Raw genomic sequence first — 23,815 nt, forward strand, 5'->3', positions numbered from 1 at the left:
CAGACGGCCGGTCGAGCGTCCGCGCTGGGGCCTGCGGGTGGCCACCACGCTCTCGGTCCTCGTGCTGGGCGCCGGCGCCATCGGTCACGCGGTGATGACGAGCCTGGACACCGGGATCAGCCGGGTGGATCCGTTCCGCGACATGAAGAACCGGCCCGAAGACAGCCACGGCATGAATCTGCTGGTCGTCGGCACCGACAGCCGCGACAAGATCTCGCGCGAGCAGAAGCGGAAGTACAAGCTCGGCGGCGCGCCGTGCCGCTGCACCGACACGATCATGCTGGTGCACATCTCCCGCGACCGGGAACGGGCCAGCGTGGTCAGCCTGCCGCGGGACAGCTACGCCGAGATCCCGGAGCACACCGACGCGGCCACCGGCAAGCACTACCGCAAGCATGCGGTGAAGCTGAACGCCACGTACTCGGAGGGCGGTCCCGGGCTCACGGTGCGCACCGTCGAGCGCATGACCAAGGTGAAGATCGACCACTATCTGGAGGTCGACTTCACCAGCTTCATGAGGACGGTGGACGCGCTCGGCGGGGTCGAGGTCTGCACGCCTCGCCCGATGAAGGACAGTTACTCGGGCCTGGATCTCGCTGTCGGCACACACAAGCTGAACGGCGGTGAGGCGCTGCAGTATGTGCGCTCGCGCCATGTCGACGGCGCGGCGGACCTGGGCCGGATGCAGCGCCAGCAGCGCTTTCTGGCGGGCCTGATCCATCAGGGGACCAGCACCGGAGTGCTGCTGAATCCGGTGAAGTTCCGCCAGGTCGCCTCGACGATGCTCAATTCCGTACGGGCCGACAAAGGCTTCGGCGCCGACGAGATGGTCGCGCTCGGCAGGGCGATGCGGGGCTTCTCGGCGGCGTCGTCGGAGTTCACGTCCGTGCCGCTCGGCAAGATCGGCTCGGTCAAGGGCCTCGGTTCCACGGTGAAGTGGGACGAGGCGAAGGCGGCGAAGCTGTTCCGGATGATCCGCGAGGACCGGCCGCTCGCGCCGCTCCGCCCGAAGCGGCCGAGGGCGACGCTGGTGGATGTGTCGCCGCAGCAGATCCGCGTACAGGTCTACAACGGGACGCGCGGCGACGGCCTCGGCAGAAAGGTCGACTCGGCGCTGCGGGCCACCGGTTTCAACACCACGCGCGCACCACTGAACGCCGTCGGCCCCGAACTGCGCCGCACCCTTGTGACGTACGACCCACGGTGGGACCGCTCGGCGCGGTCGCTGGCGGCGGCACTGAAGGGGTGCGAGCTGCGGGCCGTCAAGGGACAGGGCGCGACGCTGCGGGTGACGGCGGGCACGGACTACAAGGGTGTGACGGCGGTACGGGCCGAGGACGCGTACCAGGGCGAGTTCGGCGCGGTGACGGGCGACCAGGTCGTCTGCAACTCCGGAACCTAGTCCCCAATGTCATGACTTAGTCGCCCATACCCTCCGCCGCGCGCTTCTCCCGAAGCTCCTTGATCGCCCGGCGGCGCGCCAGCCGGTGCGTACGCCGGATCTGCGCCTCCTGGTAGCGGCGCTGGTCCCGCTCGGTCTCCGGTATCACCGGCGGCACCCTGCGCGGCTTGCCGTCCGCGTCGACCGCGGCGAAGACCAGATACGCGCTGCCGACCTGCGTCGCCGGCGTCGACTCGTTCCAGCGCTCGGCCAGCACCCGCACGCCGACCTCCATCGAGGACCGGCCGGTCCAGTTCACCTGGGCCTTCACATGCACCAGATCGCCGACCCTGACCGGCTCCAGGAAGACCATCTCGTCCATGGAGGCGGTGACCGCCGGCCCACCGGAGTGGCGGCCCGCGACCGCGCCCGCCGCGTCGTCCACCAGTTTCATGATCACGCCGCCGTGCACCGTGCCGAGGAGATTGGTGTCACTGCCGGTCATGATGTGACTGAGGGTGGTACGGGACGCCGAAGTGGGCTTGCCCGGAATCTCGGACTCCGGACGCTGGGCCTGATCTGTCATGCGCTCCACCATATGCGGGGGCTCCACGGCGGTCGCATTGCATCAGCTTGGCAACAGCACCGGTCCTATTTACCACCCGGCCTGTGAGGCCGAGGGGCGCGCCTGCACACTGGTCGGCATGAACGATTGGCCCGAAGGATACGGACGCGGCAGCCAGGGCTCGCAGCCCGAAGGCGCTCGCGCGATGCGCCATGTGCAGCGACGACCGGTCCCGCAGCAGCAGTCGCAGGGGTACGACGACTATGCCTCCCCTGGCTATGACAGCGGCTACAACACGGGCCAGGTCTACGGCCAGCAGCCCGGCGACGGCCAGGGCGGCCCTCCCTACGGGTCGGACCCGGCGTACGGCCGCCCGGCCCCGAACTGGCGGCGGCGGATCAAGATAGGTTCGCTGACGCTGGTGGTCGTGCTGCTCGCCGTGACCATAGGCACGTACTTCTGGGCCGACTCCAAGCTCCAACGCGAGGTCGACCTCTCCAAGGTCATCGAGCGGCCGGGCGAGGGCGACGGCACGAACTACCTGATCGTCGGCTCCGACAGCCGTGAAGGCATGTCGGACGAGGAGAAGAAGAAGCTGCACACGGGCTCGGCCGACGGCAAGCGGACCGACTCGATGATGATCCTGCACGACGGCTCCAACGGCCCGACGCTGATCTCGCTGCCGCGCGACTCGGACGTGGAGATCCCGTCCTTCAAGGGTTCGGAGTCCGGCAAGCTTTTCCCGGCCGAGGGCCGCCGGGTCAAGCTGAACGCGGCGTACGCGGAGGACGGCCCGGAGCTGCTGGTCCGCACGGTCGAGCACAACACCGGCCTGCGCATCGACCACTACGTCGAGATCGGCTTCGCCGGGTTCGCGAACATCGTGGACTCCATCGGCGGCGTCGAGATGGACATCCCGAAGGCCTTCAAGGACAAGAAGTCGGGCGCGGACTTCCAGGCGGGCAAGCAGACGCTGGACGGCGAGCAGGCGCTGGCGTTCGTACGGACCCGGTACGCCTTCGCGGGCAGTGACCTGGACCGTACGAAGAACCAGCAGAAGTTCCTCGCGGCGCTGGCGAGCCAGACGGCTACGCCCGGCACGATCCTGAACCCCTTCAAGTTCTATCCGACGATGGGCGCCGGCCTGGACACGCTGATCGTGGACAAGGACATGTCGCTGTGGTCGCTGGGCAACATGTTCTTCGCGATGAAGGGCGTCACGGGCGGCGAGGGCACGTCGATGAACATCCCGATCTCGGGCAGCCGGGGCGGGAACCTGGTCTGGGACAAGGCGAAGGTGAAGCAGCTCGTGGAGCAGCTGAAGAACGACGAGAAGGTCACGGTCACGGAGAAGTGAGCACAGCGTTGGGGCCCGCACCGGAATCCGGTGCGGGCCCCAACGCATGTCTGTCCTACGGCAGGTTGCGCGCCATCACGATGCGCTGGACCTGGTTCGTGCCCTCGTAGATCTGCGTGATCTTGGCGTCGCGCATCATGCGCTCCACCGGGTAGTCGCGCGTGTAGCCGTAGCCGCCGAGCAGCTGCACCGCGTCCGTCGTGATCTCCATCGCGGCGTCCGAGGCGTAGCACTTCGCCGCCGCGCCGAAGAACGTCAGGTCGGCGTCGACGCGCTGCGACTTGGCCGCCGCGGCGTACGTGAGCTGACGTGCGGCCTCCAGCTTCATCGCCATGTCGGCGAGCATGAACTGCACGCCCTGGAAGTCCCCGATCGGCTTGCCGAACTGCTTGCGCTCCTGGACGTAGCCCTTCGCGTAGTCCAGCGCGCCCTGGGCGATGCCGAGCGCCTGCGCCGCGATGGTGATGCGGGTGTGGTCCAGCGTCTTCATCGCGGTGGCGAAGCCCGTGCCCTCCTCGCCGATCATGCGGTCGGCGGGGATGCGGACGTTGTCCAGGTAGACCTCGCGGGTCGGCGAGCCCTTGATGCCGAGCTTCTTCTCCGGGGCGCCGAAGGACACGCCCTCGTCCGACTTCTCGACGACGAAGGCCGAGATGCCCTTGGAGCGCTTCTCCGGGTCCGTGACCGCCATCACCGTGTAGTACTCGGAGACGCCCGCGTTCGTGATCCAGCGCTTCACGCCGTTCAGGACCCAGAAGTCGCCGTCGCGGACGGCCTTCGTCTTCATGCCCGCCGCGTCCGAGCCCGCGTCCGGCTCGGAGAGGCAGTACGAGAACATTCCGTCGCCCTTGGCCAGCAGGCTCAGGTACTTCTTCTTCAGGTCCTCGGACCCGGAGAGGATCACCGGGAGCGAGCCCAGCTTGTTCACCGCCGGGATCAGCGAGGACGAGGCGCAGACCCGGGCGACCTCCTCGATCACGATGACCGTGGCCAGCGCGTCGGCGCCGGCGCCGCCGTACTCCTCGGGGACGTGGACCGCGTGCAGGTCGTTGGCGACCAGCGCGTCCAGCGCCTCCTGCGGGAAGCGGGCCTGCTCATCGACCTCTGCGGCGTACGGACCGATCTTCGCCTCGGAGAGCGAGCGAATCGCGTCACGGAGCATGTCGTGCTCTTCGGACGGGCGGTACAGGTCGAAATCAGCCGATCCGGCCAAGGTTTCTCACTCCCCAAGACGCTAACTACCGTTAAGTAACCTAATTTTAGAGGCCGCTCACCTCCAGGCATACGTGACCTTGGCGACAGGGGCAAACGTGCCTCTGCGAACGCGCGGCTATGCTCGGGTCGCATTCCCAGCCCGTACTTCTCTGGAGCACCGCATGGCCCTCAAGATCACCGTGATCGGCACCGGCTACCTCGGCGCAACGCACGCCGCGGCCATGGCCGAGCTGGGCTTCGAAGTGCTCGGCCTCGACGTCGTGCCCGAGAAGATCGAGATGCTCTCGGCCGGCAAGGTCCCGATGTACGAGCCGGGGCTGGAGGAGCTGCTCGCCAAGCACGTCCAGGGCATCGAGGGCTCCAGCGGCCGGCTGCGCTTCACCACCTCCTGGGAGGAGGTCGGCGAGTTCGGCGACATCCACTTCGTCTGCGTGAACACCCCGCAGAAGCACGGCGAGTACGCCTGCGACATGAGCTACGTCGACGCCGCCTTCACCTCGCTGGCGGCCCAGCTGAAGCGGCCCGCGCTGGTCGTCGGCAAGTCGACCGTGCCGGTCGGCTCAGCCGCGGGGCTGGCCCGGCTGCTCGCGGAGCAGGCGCCGGGCGAGGTCGAGCTCGCCTGGAACCCTGAGTTCCTGCGCGAGGGCTTCGCCGTGCAGGACACGCTGCACCCGGACCGGATCGTGGTCGGCGTGGAGAGCGAGCGCGCCGAGAAGCTGCTGCGCGAGGTGTATGCGACGCCGGTCGGTGAGGGCTCGCCGTTCGTGGTGATGGACTTCCCGACCGCCGAGCTGGTGAAGACGTCCGCCAACTCGTTCCTCGCGACGAAGATCTCCTTCATCAACGCGATGGCCGAGGTGTGCGAGGCAGCCGACGGTGACGTGGTGAAGCTCGCCGAGGCGATCGGCTACGACGAGCGCATCGGCTCCAAGTTCCTGCGGGCCGGGATCGGCTTCGGCGGCGGCTGTCTGCCGAAGGACATTCGCGCCTTCATGGCGCGGGCCGGCGAGCTGGGCGCGGACCAGGCGCTGACCTTCCTGCGGGAGGTCGACTCGATCAACATGCGACGCCGCGGCCACATGGTGGAGCTGGCGCGTGAGGCGCTCGGCGGCGGCGGGTTCCTGGGCAAGCGGGTCGCCGTGCTGGGTGCGTCGTTCAAGCCGGACTCGGACGATGTGCGGGACTCGCCCGCGCTGAACGTCGCCGGGCAGATCCACCTCCAGGGCGGCCAGGTCACGGTGTACGACCCCAAGGGCATGGACAACGCGCGGCGGCTCTTCCCGACGCTCGGCTACGCGGACACGGCGCTCGACGCGGTGCGCGGCGCGGATGTGGTGCTGCATCTGACGGAGTGGCGCGAGTTCCGCGAGCTGGACCCGGCGGTGCTGGGCTCGGTCGCGTCGAGCCGGATCATCCTGGACGGACGGAACGCGCTGGACGCGGCGACGTGGCGCGAGGCCGGCTGGACGTACCGCGCGATGGGCCGCCCGCGGGCCTGAGGCCGGCGGCGGGCGGTGTCAGCGCCCGGGTCCGCCGGACGGTGCCGGTGCCCGCGCGGGCTCGGGACTCCTGCTGTCCGGGATGGCAGGAACGGCCGCCGGGACCTCCGCTGCGCCCCCGGGCCGAAGAACCCTGCGCCTGACCCGGGCGTCGATCCCGAGCAGCAGCGCGGTCGGCAGGAACAGGGCGTCGCAGACGATCATCGCCGCGGACAGGAACGGCAGCCCGAGGACGATCGCGATGCCGGCATGCTCGGCCATCATCACCGCGAGCAGGACGTTCTTGATCTTCCGGGAGGCGAGCGTGAAGGGGAAGGCGACCTGGACCACGACCGTCGCGTAGGCGAGCAGGACGACCGGAATCATCCCGGCCGCCAGCAGGTCGGAAAGCGCCGGCCACGGCCGGAAGTGGTCGAGGTGCAGCGCGAAGTGCAGGGCGCTGCCGTCCTGCCAGCGCGAGCCCTGGATCTTGTACCAGCCGGCCGTGGCATAGATGAAGCAGATCTGTACGGCGATGACGAGCATTCCCGCGTTGTGCAGCATGGCCGCCAGACCGTCCAGCACGGTCCGTGCCTCGTGCCGGGGGAACCAGCGGTCGGCCGCGAACCGCAGACCGGATGCTGCCCACAGCGCCCAGAGCAGCCCGGTCCATCCCAGGTCGGGAAGACCGAGCACCAACCCCAGCAGTACGCCCGCCAGTTGCCACAGCAACGGACCGGACCGGTCGGCGGCCCCGGTGCGCCGACGGCGCGCGTCCAGTGACCAGACCTGGCCGCAGCGGGTGAGGACCAGATAGATCGCCATGGTGATGAAGACGCTGTCGCCGCCGTCCCCCAGATAGGGGGCGCGGAACTCCAGGGACAGCACGCCGACCATGAAGAACGCAGACGTGGCGCGGGTACGCCAGCCGACCATGAGCAGCAGGGCCGCCACGAGAGTGCCGTGGTAAACGGTCTCGAACCACCAGTGACCGGGCCACCAGGCCAGCGCGGTGAAGGCCTGGTCCTCGCCGATGACGCGCAGAGCCATCTCCTGTGACCAGGGGTTGTGGTCTCCGTAGAGGGTCCGGCGATGAGGCCATTCCCGAAGCAGGAAGGCCGCGAAGACCAGGGAGAAGCCGATCCGGACTGTGGCGGCCTGGTACGGGAACCGGGTCCGGGTGGCGAGGTCGGTGAGGCGCGTGATGCTCTCGGTGAGATCGGTGAGATCGGTGAGGCGCTTGGTCACAGCCCCAGCCCTTCGTAGTCGTGCTCCCTCACCGGCCACCAGGGCTGCGTCGCGGGAGCGACCGCGCGGACCCTGCCGTCGGTGCCCGCGTCGCGCGTGTCCCAGCGGGGTGGCTGCACGGGTGACAGCTGTTGCCGGAACTGGATGGCGACGGTTTGTGTGCCGCTGCTGTCCCCGCGGCCGAAGCGCTGGAGCGCGATCCGCTTCAGGTACTGCTCCGACAGGTCACCTCGCCGGTCCACGCGGCGTCCGTCGCGCAGGTCGTGCGTCTTCGCGTAGAAGTCCCAGGCCCGGCGGAGCAGGTTCTGATGGACGTGGCTCGGGAGCGGGTTGCCTCTGATGGCCGCGACGTCCTGCCCGGTGAGGTCGACCCAACTGCCGATCTGGCGACGGCCGTCGGGGGACTGCGACTCGACGCGCGCGGAGACCAGAGTGTTCTCCTGGAGGGGGTTGGGGGCGAACAGTTTCCAGTCCCTGGCGAATGCGGGTCTGGCGTATTCGTCGATCTGTTCTTTGTATCTCTGCGAGATCCCGTTCTCGGGCGCGAGAGAAAGGAAGACCGCCGCTGCGTGCCAGGCCACGGCTCCCAGCATGATCACGGCGGCCGAGACCAGTACCGCCGTGGCCGGTCCGGACCGGACCCGGGAAGAATTGCTCTGAGTGCCCGTCATTCTCCTGCGCTCCGTTGTTCGCCGGGTCCGGATTCCGCTGTGTCGTCACGGCCGGACTGTCGCCCGTGTTGCCGCTGGGCGCTGTTCAGCCAGAGGAGGCGCTGCTGCTGCCGGAAGAGCCGCTGCTGCCGGAGGAGCCCGAAGAGCCGCTGCTGCCGGAGGAGCCGGAGCTGCCGGTGTCGCCGTTTTCATTCCCGCTGCCCAGCAACAGGTCGCGGATGCTCAGATTCACCACGGGGTTGAAGGTGTTGGTCTGGTTGCAGAATCCGTTGCGGAACGGGCCACAGTTGTGGTCCAGGTTGTTCGACGTCGAGTTGTTGATGGAATCGCCCTGGTGGAACGTGTTGCCGTCATCGGCCGTCGCGACTCCGCCGAACACCGCGGCGCCAACGACTGACGCCACGACAAATGCAGTCCGGAAAATCCCCTTCATGAAACCGCCTTCCCTTCGGGCAGCGCCGCATCGGTCGCCGCTGCCGCGCCCAACGGGGCGAAATCGGGGAGGTAACGAATCCTCGGCCCTCAATGGACCAACCGGGTTGCGCTAACGCGAACCGCCTTGCTTCGCGCGGTACGTACGCATCTTGGCGCGCGCGCCGCACACCGACATCGAGCACCAGCGGCGGCGGCCCGCCGGGCTGCGGTCGTAGTACGCCCACCGGCAGTCCTCGGCCTCGCACGCCTTGAGCCGCGCCCAGGTGCCGTCGGCGGCCGCCAACGCGATCGCCTGCGCGATACGGGAGACCAGGGGCGCGGGGTCCGCCGGACGCAGCGAGGCAGTGCCGTCCGCGTCGACCGTGACCAGCAGCGGGGCCTTGGCGAGCAGGTCCGCGAGCGGAGTGGCCGCGCCCTGCGCGGGGTGGCCCGCGTGAGCCAGACAGGCGGCGCGCAGAGCCTCGCGCAGTTCCCGGGCCGACGGCACGTCCCGCTCGTGGAGTCCGAAGCCGGCGCGGCCCTCCGCGGTGTCGAGCCGGTCGGCGCCGGTCTCGACGTCCAGCGTGTTCACGAGGGCCTCGACCAGCGCGAGGCCGCCGGGCGCGGAAACCCTGTCATTCATGGTTGCGACGTTACCTCCGATGCGGGAGCATGCAGTAACGGTTACCGGTAGAGCCTCTTTAACGGTAACGCGCATCGAACAACGAGGAGGAGCCATGACCATCGCCACCCTGGGGACCGTCGTGCTGGACTGTCCGGACCCGGTCGCTCTCGGCCGCTTCTACGCGGCGGTGCTGGGCGGTGACATCGAGAAGGACGGCGAGGACTGGGTGAACCTCACGGGAGCGCCCGGCGTGCCACTCGCCTTCCAGGCGGCACCCGGCTTCGTACCGCCGAAGTGGCCCGCGCCGGACAGCTCGCAGCAGTTCCATCTGGACCTGACCGTGGACGATCTGGACGCGGCCGAGGAGCAGGTGCTGGCGCTCGGTGCGAAGCCGCTGGAGGCGGACGACAGGGCGCGCGGCTGGCGGGTGTACGCGGACCCGGCGGGCCACCCGTTCTGCCTCTGCGCCTGCTGACGGAGTACGCCCGGGCGGGCAGCGGCGTCAGGCGTCCAGCGGCGGCAGCAGCCGTGCCACGGACGGCGGGCGTCGCGACTTCGTCGCCCGGGCGACGAAGTCGGCGTCCCGCAGCACCCGCGCCACGTTCGACCAGGTCAGGGCCGCGATGTCCGGCTCGGACCAGCCGCGGGTGAGGAGTTCGGAGATCAGCCGCGGGAAGCAGGACACGTCCCCGAGGCCCGGCGCGTGCGGCGTGCCCGTGTCGTAGGCGCCGGTGAGCGCCGTGGACTGCGGGCCCGCCGTGGTGCGGACGTGGTCCAGGCGGTCGGCCGCCTCCCGGATCGAGGATTCGGTGCAGGCCACCATGCAGACGCCGCCGTTGGCGCGCAGCTGGCGCAGTACGTCGTCGGGGACCGGCGTCGGATGGTGCGAGATGACGGCCGGGGCGTTGGTCACCACCAGCGTCCGGCGCATCGTCTCGGGCGTGCAGCCGGAGAGGTCGACCAGCATGCCGAGCCGGTTCATCTCGCGCACGACCTGGTGGCCGAAGGGCGTCAGACCGGTGCGCTGGGTCCAGCGGGTGCCGGCGATCGTGACGCTGCGGACCCCGAGCGCGTAGTACGCGCGCAGCGTGCCGAGCGAGTCGCCGAGCGCCGGGCCCGCCACCGGGCCGAGCACGCACGCGATGCGGCCGCAGTTGCGCGCGTCCGCCAGATCGTCGGCGCCGAGCGCCAGTCGCAGGCCCTCGGGCCAGCTCTCCACCAGTGAACGGACCAGGTCGAGCTGTTCCAGGCTGGCGGCGACGGCGCGGTCTCCGGTGAGTTCGAGCGGCACGTGAAGCGACCAGAACTGTGCGCCGACGCCACCGTCCCGCAGCCGCGGGATGTCGGTCTCCAGCAGGCCCTCGCCCGCTTCGAGGTCGTACAGGACGGACTCGCGCAGCGCCTGCGCCACACCGCTGTAGCCGTCGGCTATCGGGTGCGCGGCGAGCAGCTCACGGGCCTGTTCCAGGGTCTGAGCACCGGACTCCGGGCGCGTCTTCGGCGCCTTGTCGGGACTCGGCCCCGGGTCGTCGAGGCCGCCGACCGCTATGAGTGCGGTGTCGGGGTCGTCTTGGAGGTCTGCCATGTCGTGCTCCGAGCGTCGACGGCGGTGCCGTACGGCCACGGTGGCACGGGAGCGCCGAGGGTTCTCGGCGGGTGGAGCGTTCGGGGTACGGCGGGGGCCCGGGGCCCCCGCCGCACTCCTCAGCCGTCGAGCTGGGCGATCGTCGCGTTCGACGGGCCGCGGCGGGACTGCTCGTCCCGCGCCACCGACTCCGCGTCCCGCAGCATCCGCACCGCGTTCTGCCAGGTCAGCTTCGCCAGGTCCGGGGCGGACCAGCCGCGGCGCAGCAGCTCCGCGATCAGGTTCGGATAGCCCGCGACATCCTCCAGGCCGTCCGGTGTGAAGGCCGTGCCGTCGAAGTCGCCGCCGATGCCGATGTGGTCGACGCCCGCGACCTCGCGCATGTGGTCGAGATGGTCGGCGACCGTCGACGCCGTGGCGACCGGGCGCGGGTGCGCCTCCTCGAAGGCCGCGTGGAGCTTCATCGCCTCGGGCGTGGTGTCCAGGTGGTGCAAGCCGTGCGAGCGCAGGTTCTCGTCGGCGGCCCGGGTCCACTCGACCGCCGCGGGCAGGATGAACTTCGGCACGAACGTGGCCATCGCCACGCCGCCGTTCGCCGGGACCCGCTCCAGCACGTCGTCCGGGATGTTGCGCACGTGGTCGCAGACCGCGCGGGACGAGGAGTGCGAGAAGACGACCGGCGCGACGCTGGTGTCGAGCGCGTCGTGCATCGTCGACGGCGCGACGTGCGACAGGTCGACCAGCATGCCGGCGCGGTTCATCTCGCGGACGACCTCGTGGCCGAAGGCAGAGAGACCGCCGACGCCGGCCTCGTCGGTCGCCGAGTCCGCCCACGCCACGTTGTCGTTGTGGGTGAGGGTCATATAGCGCACGCCCAGGGTGTGGAGCGCACGCAGCGTGGCGAGCGAGTTGTTGATGGAGTGGCCGCCTTCGGCGCCCATCAGCGAGGCGATGCGGCCCTCGCCGCGCGCCTCTTCCATGTCGTCGGCGGTCAACGCCCGTGCCAGGTCGGCGGGGTAGCGCTCCAGGAGCTGGCGTACGCCGTCGATCTGCTCCAGCGTCGCGCTGACCGCGTCCTCGCCGGCCATGTCGCTGCGTACGTAGACCGACCAGAACTGCGCGCCGACGCCGCCGGTGCGCAGCCGCGGGATGTCGGTGTGCAGCCGGCCGCGCTGGTCGGCGGCGATGTCGAGGCGGTCGAGGTCGTAGCGGACGTGTTCGCGCAGCGCCCAGGGCAGGTCGTTGTGGCCGTCGACGACGGGGTGGGCGGCGAGCAGCTCGCGGGCGCGGGTGAGGTGGTCCGTGGGGGATTCCATCCGGAGTTACTTCCCGAAGCCGAAGGACTCCGCACCTGCGACCTTGGTGCGCAGCCGCTTGCCCTTCTCGGTGGCCTGGTCGTTCAGCTCCTGCTGGAACTCCCGCATCCGCGTGAGGAGTTCGGCGTCCTGCGTGGCGAGGATGCGCGCGGCCAGCAGTGCGGCGTTACGGGCCCCGGCGACGGAGACCGTGGCGACCGGCACGCCCGCGGGCATCTGCACGATCGACAGCAACGAGTCCATGCCGTCGAGGTACTTCAGCGGGACCGGGACGCCGATGACGGGCAGCGGGGTGACGGAGGCGAGCATGCCGGGCAGATGGGCCGCTCCCCCGGCGCCCGCGATGATCACCTTCAGTCCGCGGCCGTCGGCCTCCTCGCCGTACGCGATCATTTCGCGCGGCATGCGGTGCGCGGAGACGACGTCGACCTCGTACTCGATCTCGAACTCGTCCAGGGCCTGCGCGGCCGCCTCCATGACGGTCCAGTCGGAGTCGGACCCCATGACAATGCCAACGACAGCGCTCATTCGGTGATCGTTCCTCTGAGATAGCCGGCTGCGTGACGGGCGCGCTCCAGCACGTCGTCCAGGTCTTCGCCGTAGGTGTTGACGTGCCCCACCTTGCGGCCGGGTTTTACGTCCTTGCCATACATATGGATCTTGAGCTGCGGATCGCGGGCCATGCAGTGCAGATAGGCGCCGTACATGTCGGGATAGTCGCCGCCCAGCACATTGCACATGACCGTCCAGGTGGCGCGCGGGCGCGGGTCGCCGAGCGGGAGGTCGAGTACGGCCCGCACATGGTTGGCGAACTGCGAGGTGATCGCGCCGTCCTGGGTCCAGTGGCCGGAGTTGTGCGGGCGCATCGCCAGTTCGTTGACGAGGATGCGACGCCTTCCGTCGGCGTCCACCGCCTCGAAGAGCTCGACCGCGAGATGGCCGATGACGCCGAGCTCGCCCGCGATCCGCAGCGCCAGCTCCTGCGCCTGGCCGGCCAGCTCGGAGTCCAGACCGGGCGCGGGCGCGATGACGGTGTCGCAGACGCCGTCGACCTGCCGCGACTCGACGACGGGATAGGCGACGGCCTGGCCGTGCGGCGAGCGGACGACATTCGCCGCCAGCTCGCGGACGAAGTCGACCTTCTCCTCGGCGAGGACCGCCACTCCGGCGCGGAACGGGTCCGCGGCCTCCTCCGGCGTCCGTACGAACCAGACGCCCTTGCCGTCGTAGCCGCCCTGCACCGTCTTGAGGATGACCGGGAAGCCGCCGACCTCCTCTGCGAACGCCGTCACATCGGCCGGGTCCGTCACGATGCGGTGGCGCGGGCACGGCGCCCCGATCTCCATGAGCCTGGCGCGCATCACCCCCTTGTTCTGCGCGTGCACCAGGGCGTCGGGCCCCGGCCGGAGGACGACGCCGTCCGCCTCCAGGGCGCGCAGGTGCTCGAAGGGGACATGCTCATGATCGAAGGTGATCACGTCGCAGCCGCGCGCGAACTCACGCAGCGTGTCCAGGTCGCGATAGTCGCCGATGACGACATCGCTGACCACCTGGGCCGCGGAATCCTGCGGGGTGTCACTGAGGAGCTTGAAACTGATGCCGAGGGGGATGCCCGCCTCGTGGGTCATACGGGCGAGCTGACCGCCGCCGACCATGCCGACTACCGGGAACGTCACCCACCTAGGGTATCCGCCGCCCCGGACGCCCCCGGCCGCCCTCCGCCCGCCCGCGTCACAGCCTCGCCACACCATTGTGGACGTCCCCGCGCAATGCCCCGGGAGGCTGGTTAGCATGAGTTGGTTGACGCTGCCGATCTGATGGGGCTGGACTCTCACTATGAGTGAACGAGGCGGAGGGCTGCGTGAGCGGCTCCACCAGCTCACGCGCGAAGTCGCGAAGTTCGGCGCGGTCGGGGGCGCGGGCCTGCTCGTGAACCTCGCGGTCTTCAATCTTCTGCGGCACACCACCGAGATCCCGGTGGTACGCGCGTCCATTCTGGCCACCGTGATAGCGATCGCCTTCAACTATCTGGGCTTTCGCTACTTCACCTACCGGGACCGGGACAAGAGCGGCCGCACCAAGGAACTCACGCTCTTTCTGCTGTTCAGCGTCGTCGGCCTGGTGATCGAGAACGGCATTCTGTACGCCGCGACCTACGGCTTCGGCTGGGACAGCCGGCTGCAGAGCAATGTCTTCAAGTTCCTCGGCATCGGCATCGCGACCATGTTCCGCTTCTGGTCGTACCGCACCTGGGTTTTCCGCGCGCTGCCCGCACGGGAGGCCGTGCACACGGCGGAGTCGTTCCTGGGACAGCCGCGGGCCGCCGAGCCGGACCGCGTAGGCCGCTGACCTGCCGGTTCACCTGACGGTCGGCGGATCGTCCTTGCGACTGCGCGCCACCCGGCTCAGGAACAGCGCGAACACCGGCGGATGCTGCTGCAGCAGCTCGAGCCGGCCGCCGTCGGCCTCCGCCAGATCGCGGGCCACGGCCAGTCCGATGCCGGTGGAGTTGCGGCCGCTGATGGTCCGCTCGAAAATCCGCGCGCCGAGATCGGCCGGTACGCCCGGGCCCTCGTCGGTCACCTCGACGACCGCCTGATTGCCGGTGACGCGGGTACGCAGCGCCACCGTGCCGCCGCCGTGCATCAGCGAGTTCTCCACCAGCGCGGCGATGACCTGCGCGACGGCTCCCGGAGTGCCGACGGCCCGCATGCCCTGCTTGCCGGAGCAGACGATGGCCCGGCCCGCGCTGCGGTAGGCCGGGCGCCACTCCTCGATCTGCTGCTTCACCACCTCGTCGAGGTCGAAGACGACCGCGGATCCGGTACGCGGGTCGCGCGAGTTCGTCAGCAGCCGCTCCACGACGTCGGTGAGCCGCTCCACCTGTGTGAGCGCGACGCTCGCCTCTTCCTTCACCGTCTCGATGTCCTCGGTGGTGGTGATCTCCTCCAGCCGCATGGACAGCGCGGTCAGCGGCGTACGGAGCTGGTGCGAGGCGTCCGCGGCGAGCCGGCGCTCGGCGGTGAGCATCCGCGCGATGCGCTCGGCGCTGGAGTCCAGGACGTCGGCGACGCGGTCGAGCTCGGGGACCCCGTAACGCCGGTGGCGGGGGCGCGGGTCGCCGGAGCCGAGTCGTTCCGCGGTCTCGGCGAGATCGGTGAGCGGGGAGGCAAGCCGGTTGGCCTGCCGTACGGCGAGAAGGACGGCGGCGATGACGGCGAGCAGCGCGACGCCGCCGATGATCAGCAGGGTCCGGCCGACCTCGCGGGTCACCGAGGAACGGGACTCCTCGACGGTGACGGTCTCGCCGCGCTCGCCCTGCTTGACGCCGCGGATGACGCTGTCGGTGGGGCGCTCGCCGATCTCGATGGGCGGCCGGCCCGGGATCTCGATCAGGGCGTACCGCTTGGCGCCGCTCTGCTGGGCCAGGATGCCCGGATTGACGGGCTCACCGCCGATGAGCCGGCTGTCGACGATGCTGACGAGCCGGACGGCCTCGGAGTCCACGCTCTCCTGGGCACTGCTGCTGATGGTCCGGGTCTCGACGAGAACGAGAGAGACGCCGAAGACGGCGATGACGACGAGGACGACGGCGAGGGTTGAACTGATCAGTCGTCGACGCACTGTGTGCTCCGGGGTGCTGGTACGGGTACGGGTCCTGGGCCCCGCGGCCCGTGGGTGCGGGTCGCTGTCGAGCTAGGGTCTGTCGTCTGGATCAAGCCGGGTCAGTGAGCGGGTCTGGTGTCATGGGGCCTCCCCGGGCCCCCAGGGCCCAGGGGACGGATCGCAAGGCGGAGGAGGGAGGCATGGCGGAGCCATGCCGACTGACGACAACGCGGCGAGGCGCGGTGCCAGGGCACGCGAGCCCGGCAAGACCCAGACGACAGGCCCTAGCTCTTCTCGAAGCGGAAGCCGACGCCCCTGACCGTCGCGATGTACCTCGGGTTCGCCGCGTCGTCGCCGAGCTTCTTGCGGAGCCAGGAGATGTGCATGTCCAGCGTCTTCGTGGACGACCACCACGTCGTGTCCCAGACCTCGCGCATCAGCTGGTCGCGGGTGACCACCCGCCCCGCGTCGCGGACCAGGACGCGCAGCAGGTCGAACTCCTTTGCCGTGAGCTGGAGTTCCTCCTCGCCCATCCACGCGCGGTGCGACTCCACGTCGATCCGCACACCGTGCGTCGACGGCGCAGGCGCCGGTTCCGTCGCGCCGCGGCGGAGCAGCGCCCGTACCCGCGCGAGCAGTTCGGCCAGCCGGAACGGCTTGGTCACATAGTCGTCCGCGCCCGCGTCCAGGCCGACCACCGTGTCCACCTCGTCCGCCCGAGCGGTCAGCACCAGGATCGGGATGGTGTGGCCGTCGGCCCGCAGTCGCCGCGCGACCTCCAGGCCGTCCATGCCGGGCAGTCCGAGGTCGAGCACGACCAGGTCGACTCCGCCCGCCAGTCCGGCGTCGAGTGCCGCCGGTCCGTCCTCGCGCACCTCGACCTCGTACCCCTCTCGGCGCAGGGCGCGTGCCAGCGGCTCCGAGATGGAAGCGTCGTCCTCGGCGAGCAATACACGGGTCATGCGCTGATGGTAGTCCGCGGGATGCGGCGCTTGGGACTTGATCGTCAAGCCCTGCGGGTCTGGGATGAGATCCTGACTAGGACCTTCGAATCAGGGCGGACAGTTCCATGATCGCCTGTGATCCATCTCTCAAGTCCTTCCATATCCCTCTGTGTCATGCCGTATGGTGACCAGACGCCTGTAGCACTACACGGGACCTTTGGCACGCGAACGCGAGCCAAGGGTCTCTTTTCTGCGCGGGGCCGGCTTGCCGGCCCCGAAGACAGTGAATGACCTTCTGGCCGGGCCCCGGACGCGAAGTTGTGTCCGTGGCGTGGATCCCGGTGCGGACTGTCCCGCGTCTCCACAAACGGAGCGAACCCCTCAGGCGTGGGGTGGGATTGATCCCTTGCCGGTGCCGGCCACCCCCCACCGGGCGCGTACCGCTCACGAGGCAGCGCGTCCCGAGCAAGCAAGGATCGACCATGGCGTCCAGCCTGACGAAGGACTCGGCCGACTACACGGCTTCCGAGAGCACCTTCCTCGGCCACCCCCGCGGCCTGGCCACACTCTTCATGACCGAGATGTGGGAGCGCTTCAGCTACTACGGCATGCGCGCCCTTCTCGTGCTCTACCTGGTCTCCGGCGGTGCCGACGCGGCAACCGGCAGCCAGGGCGGCGGCCTCGCGATGACCGCGGCCACGGCATCGGCGATCTACGCCGTGTATGTCTCGATGGTGTACCTGATGGCCCTGCCCGGTGGCTGGTTCGGTGACCGTGTCTGGGGCGCTCGCAAGACCGTCACCATCGCCGGTTCCGTGATCATGGCCGGTCACCTCTCGCTGGCCGTCCCCGGTCAGGCGATGTTCTTCGTCGGCCTGATCCTCGTCGCGGTCGGCTCCGGTCTGCTGAAGGCCAACATCTCCACGATGGTGGGTCACCTCTACGACGGTCCGGACGACCCGCGCCGTGACGGTGGCTTCACGATCTTCTACATGGGCATCAACCTCGGTGCCTTCGTGGCGCCGCTGGTGATCGGCACCGTCGGCGAGAAGCACAACTGGCACTTCGGCTTCGCGCTCGCCGCGCTCGGCATGGGCCTGGGTCTGGCTCAGTTCCTGATCGGCACCCGGAACCTGAGCCCGAAGAGCAACATCGTTCCGAACCCGCTCGACGCCGCCGAGCGCAAGAGCATCCTGCTCAAGGTCGCCGCCGCGGCCGTCCTGATCGCCGGCTTCTACGGCGCCGTGGTCATGGCGGGCAAGTACACGCTGAACTGGGCGCTCGTCCCGCTGACCCTGGCGGGCCTGATCATCCCGGTCGCCGTGCTGGTCCGCATCAAGCGCGACCGGAGCCTGAGCCGCGCCGAGCAGTCGAAGATGAGCGGCTACATCTGGTTCTTCGTGGCCGCCGCCATCTTCTGGATGATCTACGACCAGGGCGGCTCCACGCTGTCGCTGTTCGCGGACGGCAAGACCGGCGACAGCCTGTTCGGCTTCGCCTTCCCGGCCACCTGGTTCCAGTCGCTGAACCCGCTGTTCGTCATGGCGCTGGCCCCGGTCTTCGCCTGGATGTGGCTGTGGCTGGCTCGCAAGAACCAGGAGCCCAGCACCATCGTGAAGTTCGGGATGGCCCTGGTCCTGGTGGGCGCCTCGTTCTTCGTCTTCATCGTGCCGATGGGCATGGCCGGCGACGGCACGAAGGTCAGCCCGATGTGGCTGGTCTCGATCTACATGATCCAGACGATCGCCGAGCTGTGCCTGTCCCCGGTGGGCCTCTCGGTCACCACCAAGATGGCGCCGCAGAAGTACGCGAGCCAGATGATGGGTGTCTGGTTCCTGGCCGTGACCGCCGGTGACTGCACCACGGGTCTGCTCTCGCTCGCGGGTGTGGACCTGAACGGAACGTCGATCATCGCCATGCAGGCGCTGCTCGCCGCCGCGGCCGGCTTTGCGATCTACATGTACCGCAAGAAGGTCGAGACGCTGATGGGCAACGTCCGCTGACGTAGCTCGAACGCGCACGCAAGGGCCGCCGCACCGGATTCGGTGCGGCGGCCCTTCGTCGTACCTATCGCGTGCCGCGCAGGCGGCGCCACGGTGTGAACGTGAACACCGCGCCGCCCAGCAGGATCACCGTGCCGGCGACCAGGGACAGGGCGCGCAGGGCACCGTTGTCCTCGGCGCCGGTCTGGGCGAGGCCGCCACTCGTGCTCGTACCGCCGCTGCTTCCGGCGGCACCGCTGCCGCTGTCACCGCCCGAAGCCCCGCCCGGCTGGGCCGAGGTGTCGAGCTCGAGCGAGGCGGTCGCCGTGCCCTTGACCGTGCACGGGATGTTGATCTTCTGGCCGCCCAGGGTGACGTCGATCGTCAGAGTGCCGGGGCTGAGCGTGGACTTGCCGCTGGCGCCCGGCTTGTACGTGCCGGTCATGTCGGACAGGTCCACCGGCTTGCCCTGCTCCAGCGGTTCGGGGTTGGCGGGGCCCGTGACAGGGACCGTGCCCTTGTCGGCGCCGCCGAGAAGGACCGCCATGGACGGCTTGAGGGCGCCCGCGGGGAGCGCGGCCGGGCTGTTCATGACGCCCTTGGCGGTCTTGACCACGAGGTCGTAACTGCCGCCGTTCTTCTTGGCGTTGATCGTCACCTTGGAGTTGATGCTCGCCGGTCCCGGCGACTTGCACTCGAAGGTGACGGTGACCTCCTTGCCGGGGAAGTCGGTCTGGCCGTCGCCGCCGCCGGTCGTTCCTCCGGAGGTCGTGCCTCCGGTGGTGGTGCCGCCAGTAGTGGTCCCGCCCGTGGTGGTGCCTCCGGACGTGGTTCCGCCGCTCGTCGTCGTACCGCCCGTCGTGCCGCCCGTCGTGCCCCCTCCGCCCTCCGTCACCTTGATCGTCGCCGCGGCCTGGACCGTCTCCTTCGGCGCGCACTTGGTGTCCGTCGAGATCGGCTTGGAGACGTTGATGTTGTACGCGTCCGGCGTCAGCTTGATCTCGCCCGCCGCGGTCAGCTTGATCTTGCCCTTCATGTCGGACAGCACCATCGGGCTGTTCTTGGGGATCGGCGGGTTGGTCCGCGGCCCGTCCATGGCGATGTTCGCGGTCTGCGCGCCGGACGCCTTGAGCGTGCCGGTCGGCTTGACCGTGTCCTTCTCGAGGTCGAGGACGTCGGGGTTCTTCGAGGCGGCCTCGACGAACTTCCACACCACCTCGACCTCGTCACCGACCTTGGCCTCGGCGGGCGCGGTGATCTGCACCTTGGTGGTGCCCTGCACGGGTGGCAGGCCGGAGATGGGCGGTGGGATGCACTCCGTCTTGTACGAGATCTCGGCTGCGTGGGCGGGGCTCGCGGCCAGCAGAATCCCCGCGCCGCCGAGCATCAGCGCGACCCCGGCCGCGCTCATCCTCCGTTGCGTACTCACGAATGTCCTTTCGTCGTGGATCGGTTCTCTGACGGTGCGGAGTCAGGTGTGAACCACGGCAGTGCCGTGGTGGTCGTGGTGCTCTTCGGCGCGGCAGCCGGTTCCGTCACGGGCGGCCGGTGCGTACGCGACCATGCGCCCGGGAGGCGCAACTTCGGCAGCTGCGCGGTGCGGTGGCGGTGGTTGCCGCGCGGCCGGAGCCGGTCGACGACCGCCATGCCGATACGGAACACGGCGGCGGGCACGACGACGGCGAGCAGAATCCAGAAGATCGTGACGCCCCACGGGCGGCCAACGCCCCACGGCTGCTCGATGAGCACCTTGGTGCCGTACTTCACGGAGATCTGGTAGTCGCCGTGCGCGCCGGCGGACAGCTGAACGGGCAGCGTGACCAGCGCCTTCTGGCCGGGCGCGATCGTGCCGCGCCACTGCTGCTCCTCCCACTGCGGCGAGAAGACGCCGTGCGCGGTGCCGACCTGGAAGACGGGGTCCTTCACCGGGGCCGAGCCGAGGTTGCCGACGGTGAACTCGAGCCGGCGGGACGGCGGGGCGCCGAAGAAGACGAGGATGCCGGAGTCGCCCTCGAGCCGGGTGGCGGCGAGCACGGCGAGCTTGCCGCCGCCGGTGGGCTCGGGCAGCGGCGCGGTGGGATGGCCCGCGACGGTGAACGGGGCGTCCACGACGGCCTGTTCACCGGTGACGGTGGCGACGTGCACCACACACGGGCAGGGCTTGGGCGGCTCGGCGACCGGCATCTTCTTGCTGAACGCGCCCTTGGAGTCGGTGGTGACGGCGCGGCCGTCGGCGTTGGCGCAGGAGTTGGTCCCGCCGATCACACCCTTCTCGGGGGTGGCCTGCCCGCAGATCAGCATCATCAGCAGCGTGCCGGGCCGCCATCCGCTGCCGCTGACGGTGATGTCCCCGCCCTTGCCCGCCTGCTGCTGGGAGAGCTTGACCTCGGGTTTCGCGTCGGCGGCTGTGGCGGTGGCCGCAGGAAGCAGGAGGAGTAGCGGAAGCAGAGCAAGCAGCAGCAGAAAAGGAGTCCGGGAAGCGGGGACCTTGTCCATCGTCATGATCCTGACCTCGCCAAGTGCCGTTCGCCGTCGGTCTGTTCAGTTACGGCCGCAAGAGTTCGGACATGCCGGCGGCGGAGCATGACCAGCGCGCCGCCCGTGGCCGCCAGCGCACCGGCCACGCCCGCCACCGTCCCCCACGGCACGAACGTCACCGACGCCGTGGCCCGGGAGGCGGCCGCGCCCGGGGCCGTGGCGTCGACGCGGATGTCCGCCGAGTCCAGCGACGGGCGCCCCGGCCACTTCTCCGTGAGCGTGACGCGCTGGGCCGGAAGCAGTTCCAGCGGGAGCGTGCGCGGCGGGCGCCGCAGCAGCTCGCCGAGGAGGCCGTCCGCCGTGATGGTGACCTGCGGCGTCAGGGCCGTATTGCCGCGGTTGACCAGGGTGTAGCGGATCGCGCCGCCCGCGAGCGAGACGTCCTCGACCGTGAGCGCCGCCAACGTGGGCCCGCTGACCCGCAGATGGATCCGGACGCCCGCCTCACGGCCGCCGGACGCCGCCACGACCGCGCCCGGATGGTCGCCGGGCAGCGCACCCGGCGGGACGGTGACCGAGAACGGGACCTCCGCGCGGGTCCGCGCCGGCACCGTGACCTGGTTCGCCGCAAGCGTGATCCAGGTGCCCGCGCCCTTGGACTGCCGCGCGCCGCGCACCGCCAGCGCGCCCGTCTCCGTGTTGTACGCGTCGGCCGGCCGCAGCCGTACGGTCAGCGGCTTCGACCCCGGGTTCGTCACCGACAGCCTGTCCTCGAGCACCGTGCCCGGCACGCCTTCCAGATAGATGTACGGTCTGCCTCCGCCCACCGACGCCGGCTGCACCGTCCACGACGGGCCGTCCGCCGCCCGCGCCAAGGCGGGCAGCCAGAGCGCACACAACAGCGCGGCGAAGGAGACAAGGAGGCGTGCCGCCACGGTCGGCCCGTCAGCCCGCGGCCCGCTGACCGCGCCGGGTCAGCCAGAGCACACCGGCCGCGCCGGACAGCAGCACCGTGCCGCCGAGCGTGCCGAGCGCCACGGCCGAGTCCAGCGGACCGGTCTTGGGCAGTTCGTTGGAGCCGGACGGCGTGGTCTGGGAGCCGGTGGCGCCGGTGACGTCCAGTTCGAGCGACGGCTTGGGGTTGTTCTTGGGCGTGCAGGTGGTCGTCGTGCCGAGCGCCTTGATGGTCAGCACGCCGGCCGTGAAGGTGACCTTGCCGTTCTTCTTCGGTGTGTACGTGCCGCTCAAGTCATTGATCTTGATGGGCGTGTTGGCGGGCACGGCCGCCTGGTTCGCGGGCCCGGACACCGAGACCGAGCCCTCGTCCGCGCCGCCCAGCACGATCTTCGCGCTGGGGTTCATCGCGCCCTTGCCGAGCTCCACCGGGCTGGAGGAGACACCCTTCTGGAACGACATGGTGAGCTTGTAGGAGCCGCCGCTCTTGACGGCCTTGATGTCGATCGGCGAGACGGCCCCCTTGGGGCCGATCGGTGTCACGCACTGGTAGTTGACGTCCACGACGGTGGCATGTGCGGCGGGGGCGGCCATCAGCACCACCGAGCCCGCGACCGCCGCTGCCAGCGCGAGAGCCGTCCGTTTCTGGTACTGCACCTTGTTTTCCCCTCATGCCGGAAAGTCGCCAGGAGTTGTGACCGCGAGATGTCGCCAAAGTTACTGACGGCACATCAGATCGGGCGCTCAAGGTACGCCTGGGACCTTGGGGAGGGAAGACAAAGAGCACGCCGTATTGACGTGCTCTACAAGAGATTCAAAACCTGCCGGGAACCCGGCCGTACACCCATGCGAAAGGGGCTCGTATCGGCCAGGTCCGGGCTACGAGGGTGCGGCGAGCTCGGCCCACACCGTCTTGCCCGGTGCGCCCGGCACCCGTACAACTCCCCAGTCCAGACAGAGCCGCTGGACGATGAACATGCCGTGGCCGCCGGGCCGTCCGGCCCGGTGCGGAGTGCGCGGCGCGGGCTGACCCGTACCGCGGTCCGTCACTTCGAGGCGCAGCACTTTGCCGTCGCAGCCGACCCGCAGCTCCTCCGGGCCCTCCGCGTGCAGACAGGCGTTGGTGACCAGTTCGGAGACGACCAGCAGCACATCCTCGGCCGCGGCCCTGCGGTCGGCAGTGGCTGCGGGCAGCCAGCCCCAGTCGTACAGGGCCTGGCGGGTGAAGTCGCGGGCGAGCGGCACGATGCCGCTGGCGCTGCCCAGCGCGAGCGCGCGCACGGCGCCCGCGGGCACGGTCGAGGATCCGCGCACACCGGAGGCGACGTCGGCGCTCGCGCCGTTCGGCTCGGGGCCGAGGTCGCCCGGCGGTTGCTGCCGGGTGGTGCTCATCAGCGCTTCACCTCACCGATTCGCCGTTTCGCCATTCTTCGATACTCAGAGTGCCGGAAGGTCCACGTTCTGCGGGGTTCTCCTGCCCTGCGGAATCGTGCCAACACCCGCTGCGTCTACGCGGAGAGCGTGACGCGGACTACAGGAACCGGCCGGCCGGACGGCCGAACCGGTCAACGGTCAGTCGGCCAGGGCCGCTTCGAGCGATTCATGCACGGTGAAGACCGCCTCCGCCCCGGTGATCTCAAAAACCCTCGCCACGACGGGCAGCATCCCGGCCAAATGAACCCCTCCCCCGGCCGCTTCCGCCTTGAGCCTCGCACCAAGCATCACATTCAGCCCGGTGGAGTCGCAGAATTCGAGCTGCGAGCAGTCGATGACCAGGCGTGAGCGGCCCTGCGCGAGCGCGTCGTCCAAGGGCGCACGCAGCAGTTCGGCCGTATGGTGATCCAACTCACCCACCGGTTTCACAATCTCGCTGCGGCCCTCGGTCCGCACCTCGACCTGAAGCCGGCCCCGATTCGCGCTGCCGACCGTCCCGCGGTCCATGCCCGTCCCTCTTCGCCGTGTCGTTCACTGCCGCCTGGACGGCGCTGACCTCCGC

Annotated in this window: 24 protein-coding genes; 6 read left to right on the top strand and 18 right to left on the bottom strand. The window is 69.7% G+C overall.

What is annotated here, in order from left to right:
- Positions 1-31: 31 nt before the first annotated feature.
- Positions 32-1,402: an LCP family protein gene (locus ACH4YL_RS20355; RefSeq protein WP_398509086.1), complete on the top strand. Its 1,371-nt coding sequence runs from the start codon at positions 32-34 to the stop codon at positions 1,400-1,402.
- Between the two features lie 16 nt (positions 1,403-1,418).
- Here ACH4YL_RS20355 and ACH4YL_RS20360 read toward each other — a convergent pair whose 3' ends face one another.
- Positions 1,419-1,967: an acyl-CoA thioesterase gene (locus ACH4YL_RS20360; RefSeq protein WP_398508779.1), complete on the bottom strand. Its 549-nt coding sequence runs from the start codon at positions 1,965-1,967 to the stop codon at positions 1,419-1,421.
- A gap of 118 nt (positions 1,968-2,085) precedes the next feature.
- Here ACH4YL_RS20360 and ACH4YL_RS20365 point away from each other — a divergent pair, with 118 nt between their 5' ends.
- The gene (locus tag ACH4YL_RS20365; RefSeq protein WP_398508780.1) at positions 2,086-3,303 is read left to right on the top strand and encodes an LCP family protein; all 1,218 of its coding nucleotides are present in this window, start codon (positions 2,086-2,088) and stop codon (positions 3,301-3,303) included.
- A 55-nt stretch (positions 3,304-3,358) separates the two neighbouring features.
- Here the strand turns inward: ACH4YL_RS20365 and ACH4YL_RS20370 are convergent, their stop codons facing one another.
- Complete coding sequence (locus ACH4YL_RS20370; protein WP_398508781.1) at positions 3,359-4,516, bottom strand: acyl-CoA dehydrogenase family protein; 1,158 nt, start codon at positions 4,514-4,516, stop codon at positions 3,359-3,361.
- A gap of 163 nt (positions 4,517-4,679) precedes the next feature.
- Here ACH4YL_RS20370 and ACH4YL_RS20375 point away from each other — a divergent pair, with 163 nt between their 5' ends.
- A complete protein-coding gene (locus ACH4YL_RS20375; RefSeq protein ID WP_398508782.1) occupies positions 4,680-6,017 on the top strand; it encodes a UDP-glucose dehydrogenase family protein in 1,338 nt (445 codons plus the stop codon).
- 18 nt (positions 6,018-6,035) lie between these two features.
- On the opposite strand, the gene ACH4YL_RS20380 is transcribed toward ACH4YL_RS20375, so the two are convergent.
- The 4 genes from ACH4YL_RS20380 to ACH4YL_RS20395 form a co-directional block, all read right to left on the bottom strand.
- On the bottom strand, positions 6,036-7,244 hold the full coding sequence (locus ACH4YL_RS20380) for an HTTM domain-containing protein (protein ID WP_398508783.1): 1,209 nt from the start codon (positions 7,242-7,244) through the stop codon (positions 6,036-6,038).
- Positions 7,241-7,915, bottom strand: coding sequence for a DUF5819 family protein (locus ACH4YL_RS20385; protein WP_398508784.1), 675 nt, complete (start codon positions 7,913-7,915; stop codon positions 7,241-7,243). The genes ACH4YL_RS20380 and ACH4YL_RS20385 overlap by 4 nt, the downstream gene beginning before the upstream one ends.
- An 85-nt stretch (positions 7,916-8,000) precedes the next feature.
- Entirely contained in the window at positions 8,001-8,348 is a 348-nt protein-coding gene (locus tag ACH4YL_RS20390) for a hypothetical protein (protein ID WP_398508785.1), read from the bottom strand.
- 111 nt (positions 8,349-8,459) lie between these two features.
- Positions 8,460-8,972 carry a CGNR zinc finger domain-containing protein gene (locus tag ACH4YL_RS20395; protein WP_398508786.1) on the bottom strand — a complete coding sequence of 171 codons (513 nt, stop codon included), beginning with the start codon at positions 8,970-8,972 and terminating at the stop codon, positions 8,460-8,462.
- A 94-nt stretch (positions 8,973-9,066) separates the two neighbouring features.
- Here ACH4YL_RS20395 and ACH4YL_RS20400 point away from each other — a divergent pair, with 94 nt between their 5' ends.
- Positions 9,067-9,429 carry a VOC family protein gene (locus ACH4YL_RS20400; RefSeq protein WP_398508787.1) on the top strand — a complete coding sequence of 121 codons (363 nt, stop codon included), beginning with the start codon at positions 9,067-9,069 and terminating at the stop codon, positions 9,427-9,429.
- Positions 9,430-9,456: 27 nt separating this feature from the next.
- Here ACH4YL_RS20400 and ACH4YL_RS20405 read toward each other — a convergent pair whose 3' ends face one another.
- The 4 genes from ACH4YL_RS20405 to ACH4YL_RS20420 form a co-directional block, all read right to left on the bottom strand.
- Positions 9,457-10,539, bottom strand: coding sequence for a dipeptidase (locus ACH4YL_RS20405; RefSeq protein WP_398508788.1), 1,083 nt, complete (start codon positions 10,537-10,539; stop codon positions 9,457-9,459).
- 119 nt (positions 10,540-10,658) lie between these two features.
- Positions 10,659-11,855: a dipeptidase gene (locus ACH4YL_RS20410; RefSeq protein WP_398508789.1), complete on the bottom strand. Its 1,197-nt coding sequence runs from the start codon at positions 11,853-11,855 to the stop codon at positions 10,659-10,661.
- A gap of 6 nt (positions 11,856-11,861) precedes the next feature.
- Positions 11,862-12,383, bottom strand: a complete 522-nt coding sequence (gene purE / locus ACH4YL_RS20415) for a 5-(carboxyamino)imidazole ribonucleotide mutase (protein ID WP_398508790.1) — start codon at positions 12,381-12,383, stop codon at positions 11,862-11,864.
- Positions 12,380-13,531, bottom strand: coding sequence for a 5-(carboxyamino)imidazole ribonucleotide synthase (locus tag ACH4YL_RS20420; protein WP_398508791.1), 1,152 nt, complete (start codon positions 13,529-13,531; stop codon positions 12,380-12,382). The genes purE and ACH4YL_RS20420 overlap by 4 nt, the downstream gene beginning before the upstream one ends.
- A gap of 160 nt (positions 13,532-13,691) precedes the next feature.
- On the opposite strand from ACH4YL_RS20420, the gene ACH4YL_RS20425 reads away from it, so the two are divergent.
- Positions 13,692-14,204 (top strand): GtrA family protein, encoded by a 513-nt coding sequence (locus ACH4YL_RS20425; protein WP_398508792.1) that lies wholly within the window; start codon positions 13,692-13,694, stop codon positions 14,202-14,204.
- A 9-nt stretch (positions 14,205-14,213) separates the two neighbouring features.
- On the opposite strand, the gene ACH4YL_RS20430 is transcribed toward ACH4YL_RS20425, so the two are convergent.
- Positions 14,214-15,479 (bottom strand): ATP-binding protein, encoded by a 1,266-nt coding sequence (locus ACH4YL_RS20430; RefSeq protein ID WP_398508793.1) that lies wholly within the window; start codon positions 15,477-15,479, stop codon positions 14,214-14,216.
- 266 nt (positions 15,480-15,745) lie between these two features.
- Complete coding sequence (locus ACH4YL_RS20435; RefSeq protein ID WP_398508794.1) at positions 15,746-16,423, bottom strand: response regulator transcription factor; 678 nt, start codon at positions 16,421-16,423, stop codon at positions 15,746-15,748.
- A 464-nt stretch (positions 16,424-16,887) separates the two neighbouring features.
- Here ACH4YL_RS20435 and ACH4YL_RS20440 point away from each other — a divergent pair, with 464 nt between their 5' ends.
- Complete coding sequence (locus ACH4YL_RS20440) at positions 16,888-18,408, top strand: peptide MFS transporter (RefSeq protein ID WP_398508795.1); 1,521 nt, start codon at positions 16,888-16,890, stop codon at positions 18,406-18,408.
- Positions 18,409-18,472: 64 nt separating this feature from the next.
- Here ACH4YL_RS20440 and ACH4YL_RS20445 read toward each other — a convergent pair whose 3' ends face one another.
- The 6 genes from ACH4YL_RS20445 to ACH4YL_RS20470 form a co-directional block, all read right to left on the bottom strand.
- A complete protein-coding gene (locus ACH4YL_RS20445; RefSeq protein ID WP_398508796.1) occupies positions 18,473-19,798 on the bottom strand; it encodes a hypothetical protein in 1,326 nt (441 codons plus the stop codon).
- A 14-nt stretch (positions 19,799-19,812) separates the two neighbouring features.
- Positions 19,813-20,889: a hypothetical protein gene (locus tag ACH4YL_RS20450; protein WP_398508797.1), complete on the bottom strand. Its 1,077-nt coding sequence runs from the start codon at positions 20,887-20,889 to the stop codon at positions 19,813-19,815.
- Entirely contained in the window at positions 20,886-21,800 is a 915-nt protein-coding gene (locus tag ACH4YL_RS20455; RefSeq protein WP_398508798.1) for a hypothetical protein, read from the bottom strand. The genes ACH4YL_RS20450 and ACH4YL_RS20455 overlap by 4 nt, the downstream gene beginning before the upstream one ends.
- A 10-nt stretch (positions 21,801-21,810) precedes the next feature.
- A complete protein-coding gene (locus tag ACH4YL_RS20460) occupies positions 21,811-22,476 on the bottom strand; it encodes a peptidase (protein ID WP_398508799.1) in 666 nt (221 codons plus the stop codon).
- Between the two features lie 222 nt (positions 22,477-22,698).
- Positions 22,699-23,211, bottom strand: coding sequence for an ATP-binding protein (locus ACH4YL_RS20465; protein ID WP_398508800.1), 513 nt, complete (start codon positions 23,209-23,211; stop codon positions 22,699-22,701).
- Between the two features lie 180 nt (positions 23,212-23,391).
- A complete protein-coding gene (locus ACH4YL_RS20470; protein WP_398508801.1) occupies positions 23,392-23,760 on the bottom strand; it encodes an STAS domain-containing protein in 369 nt (122 codons plus the stop codon).
- Between the last annotated feature and the right edge of the window lie 55 nt (positions 23,761-23,815).

The organism is Streptomyces sp. NPDC020681, assembly GCF_044334895.1.
Taxonomy (GTDB): domain Bacteria; phylum Actinomycetota; class Actinomycetes; order Streptomycetales; family Streptomycetaceae; genus Streptomyces.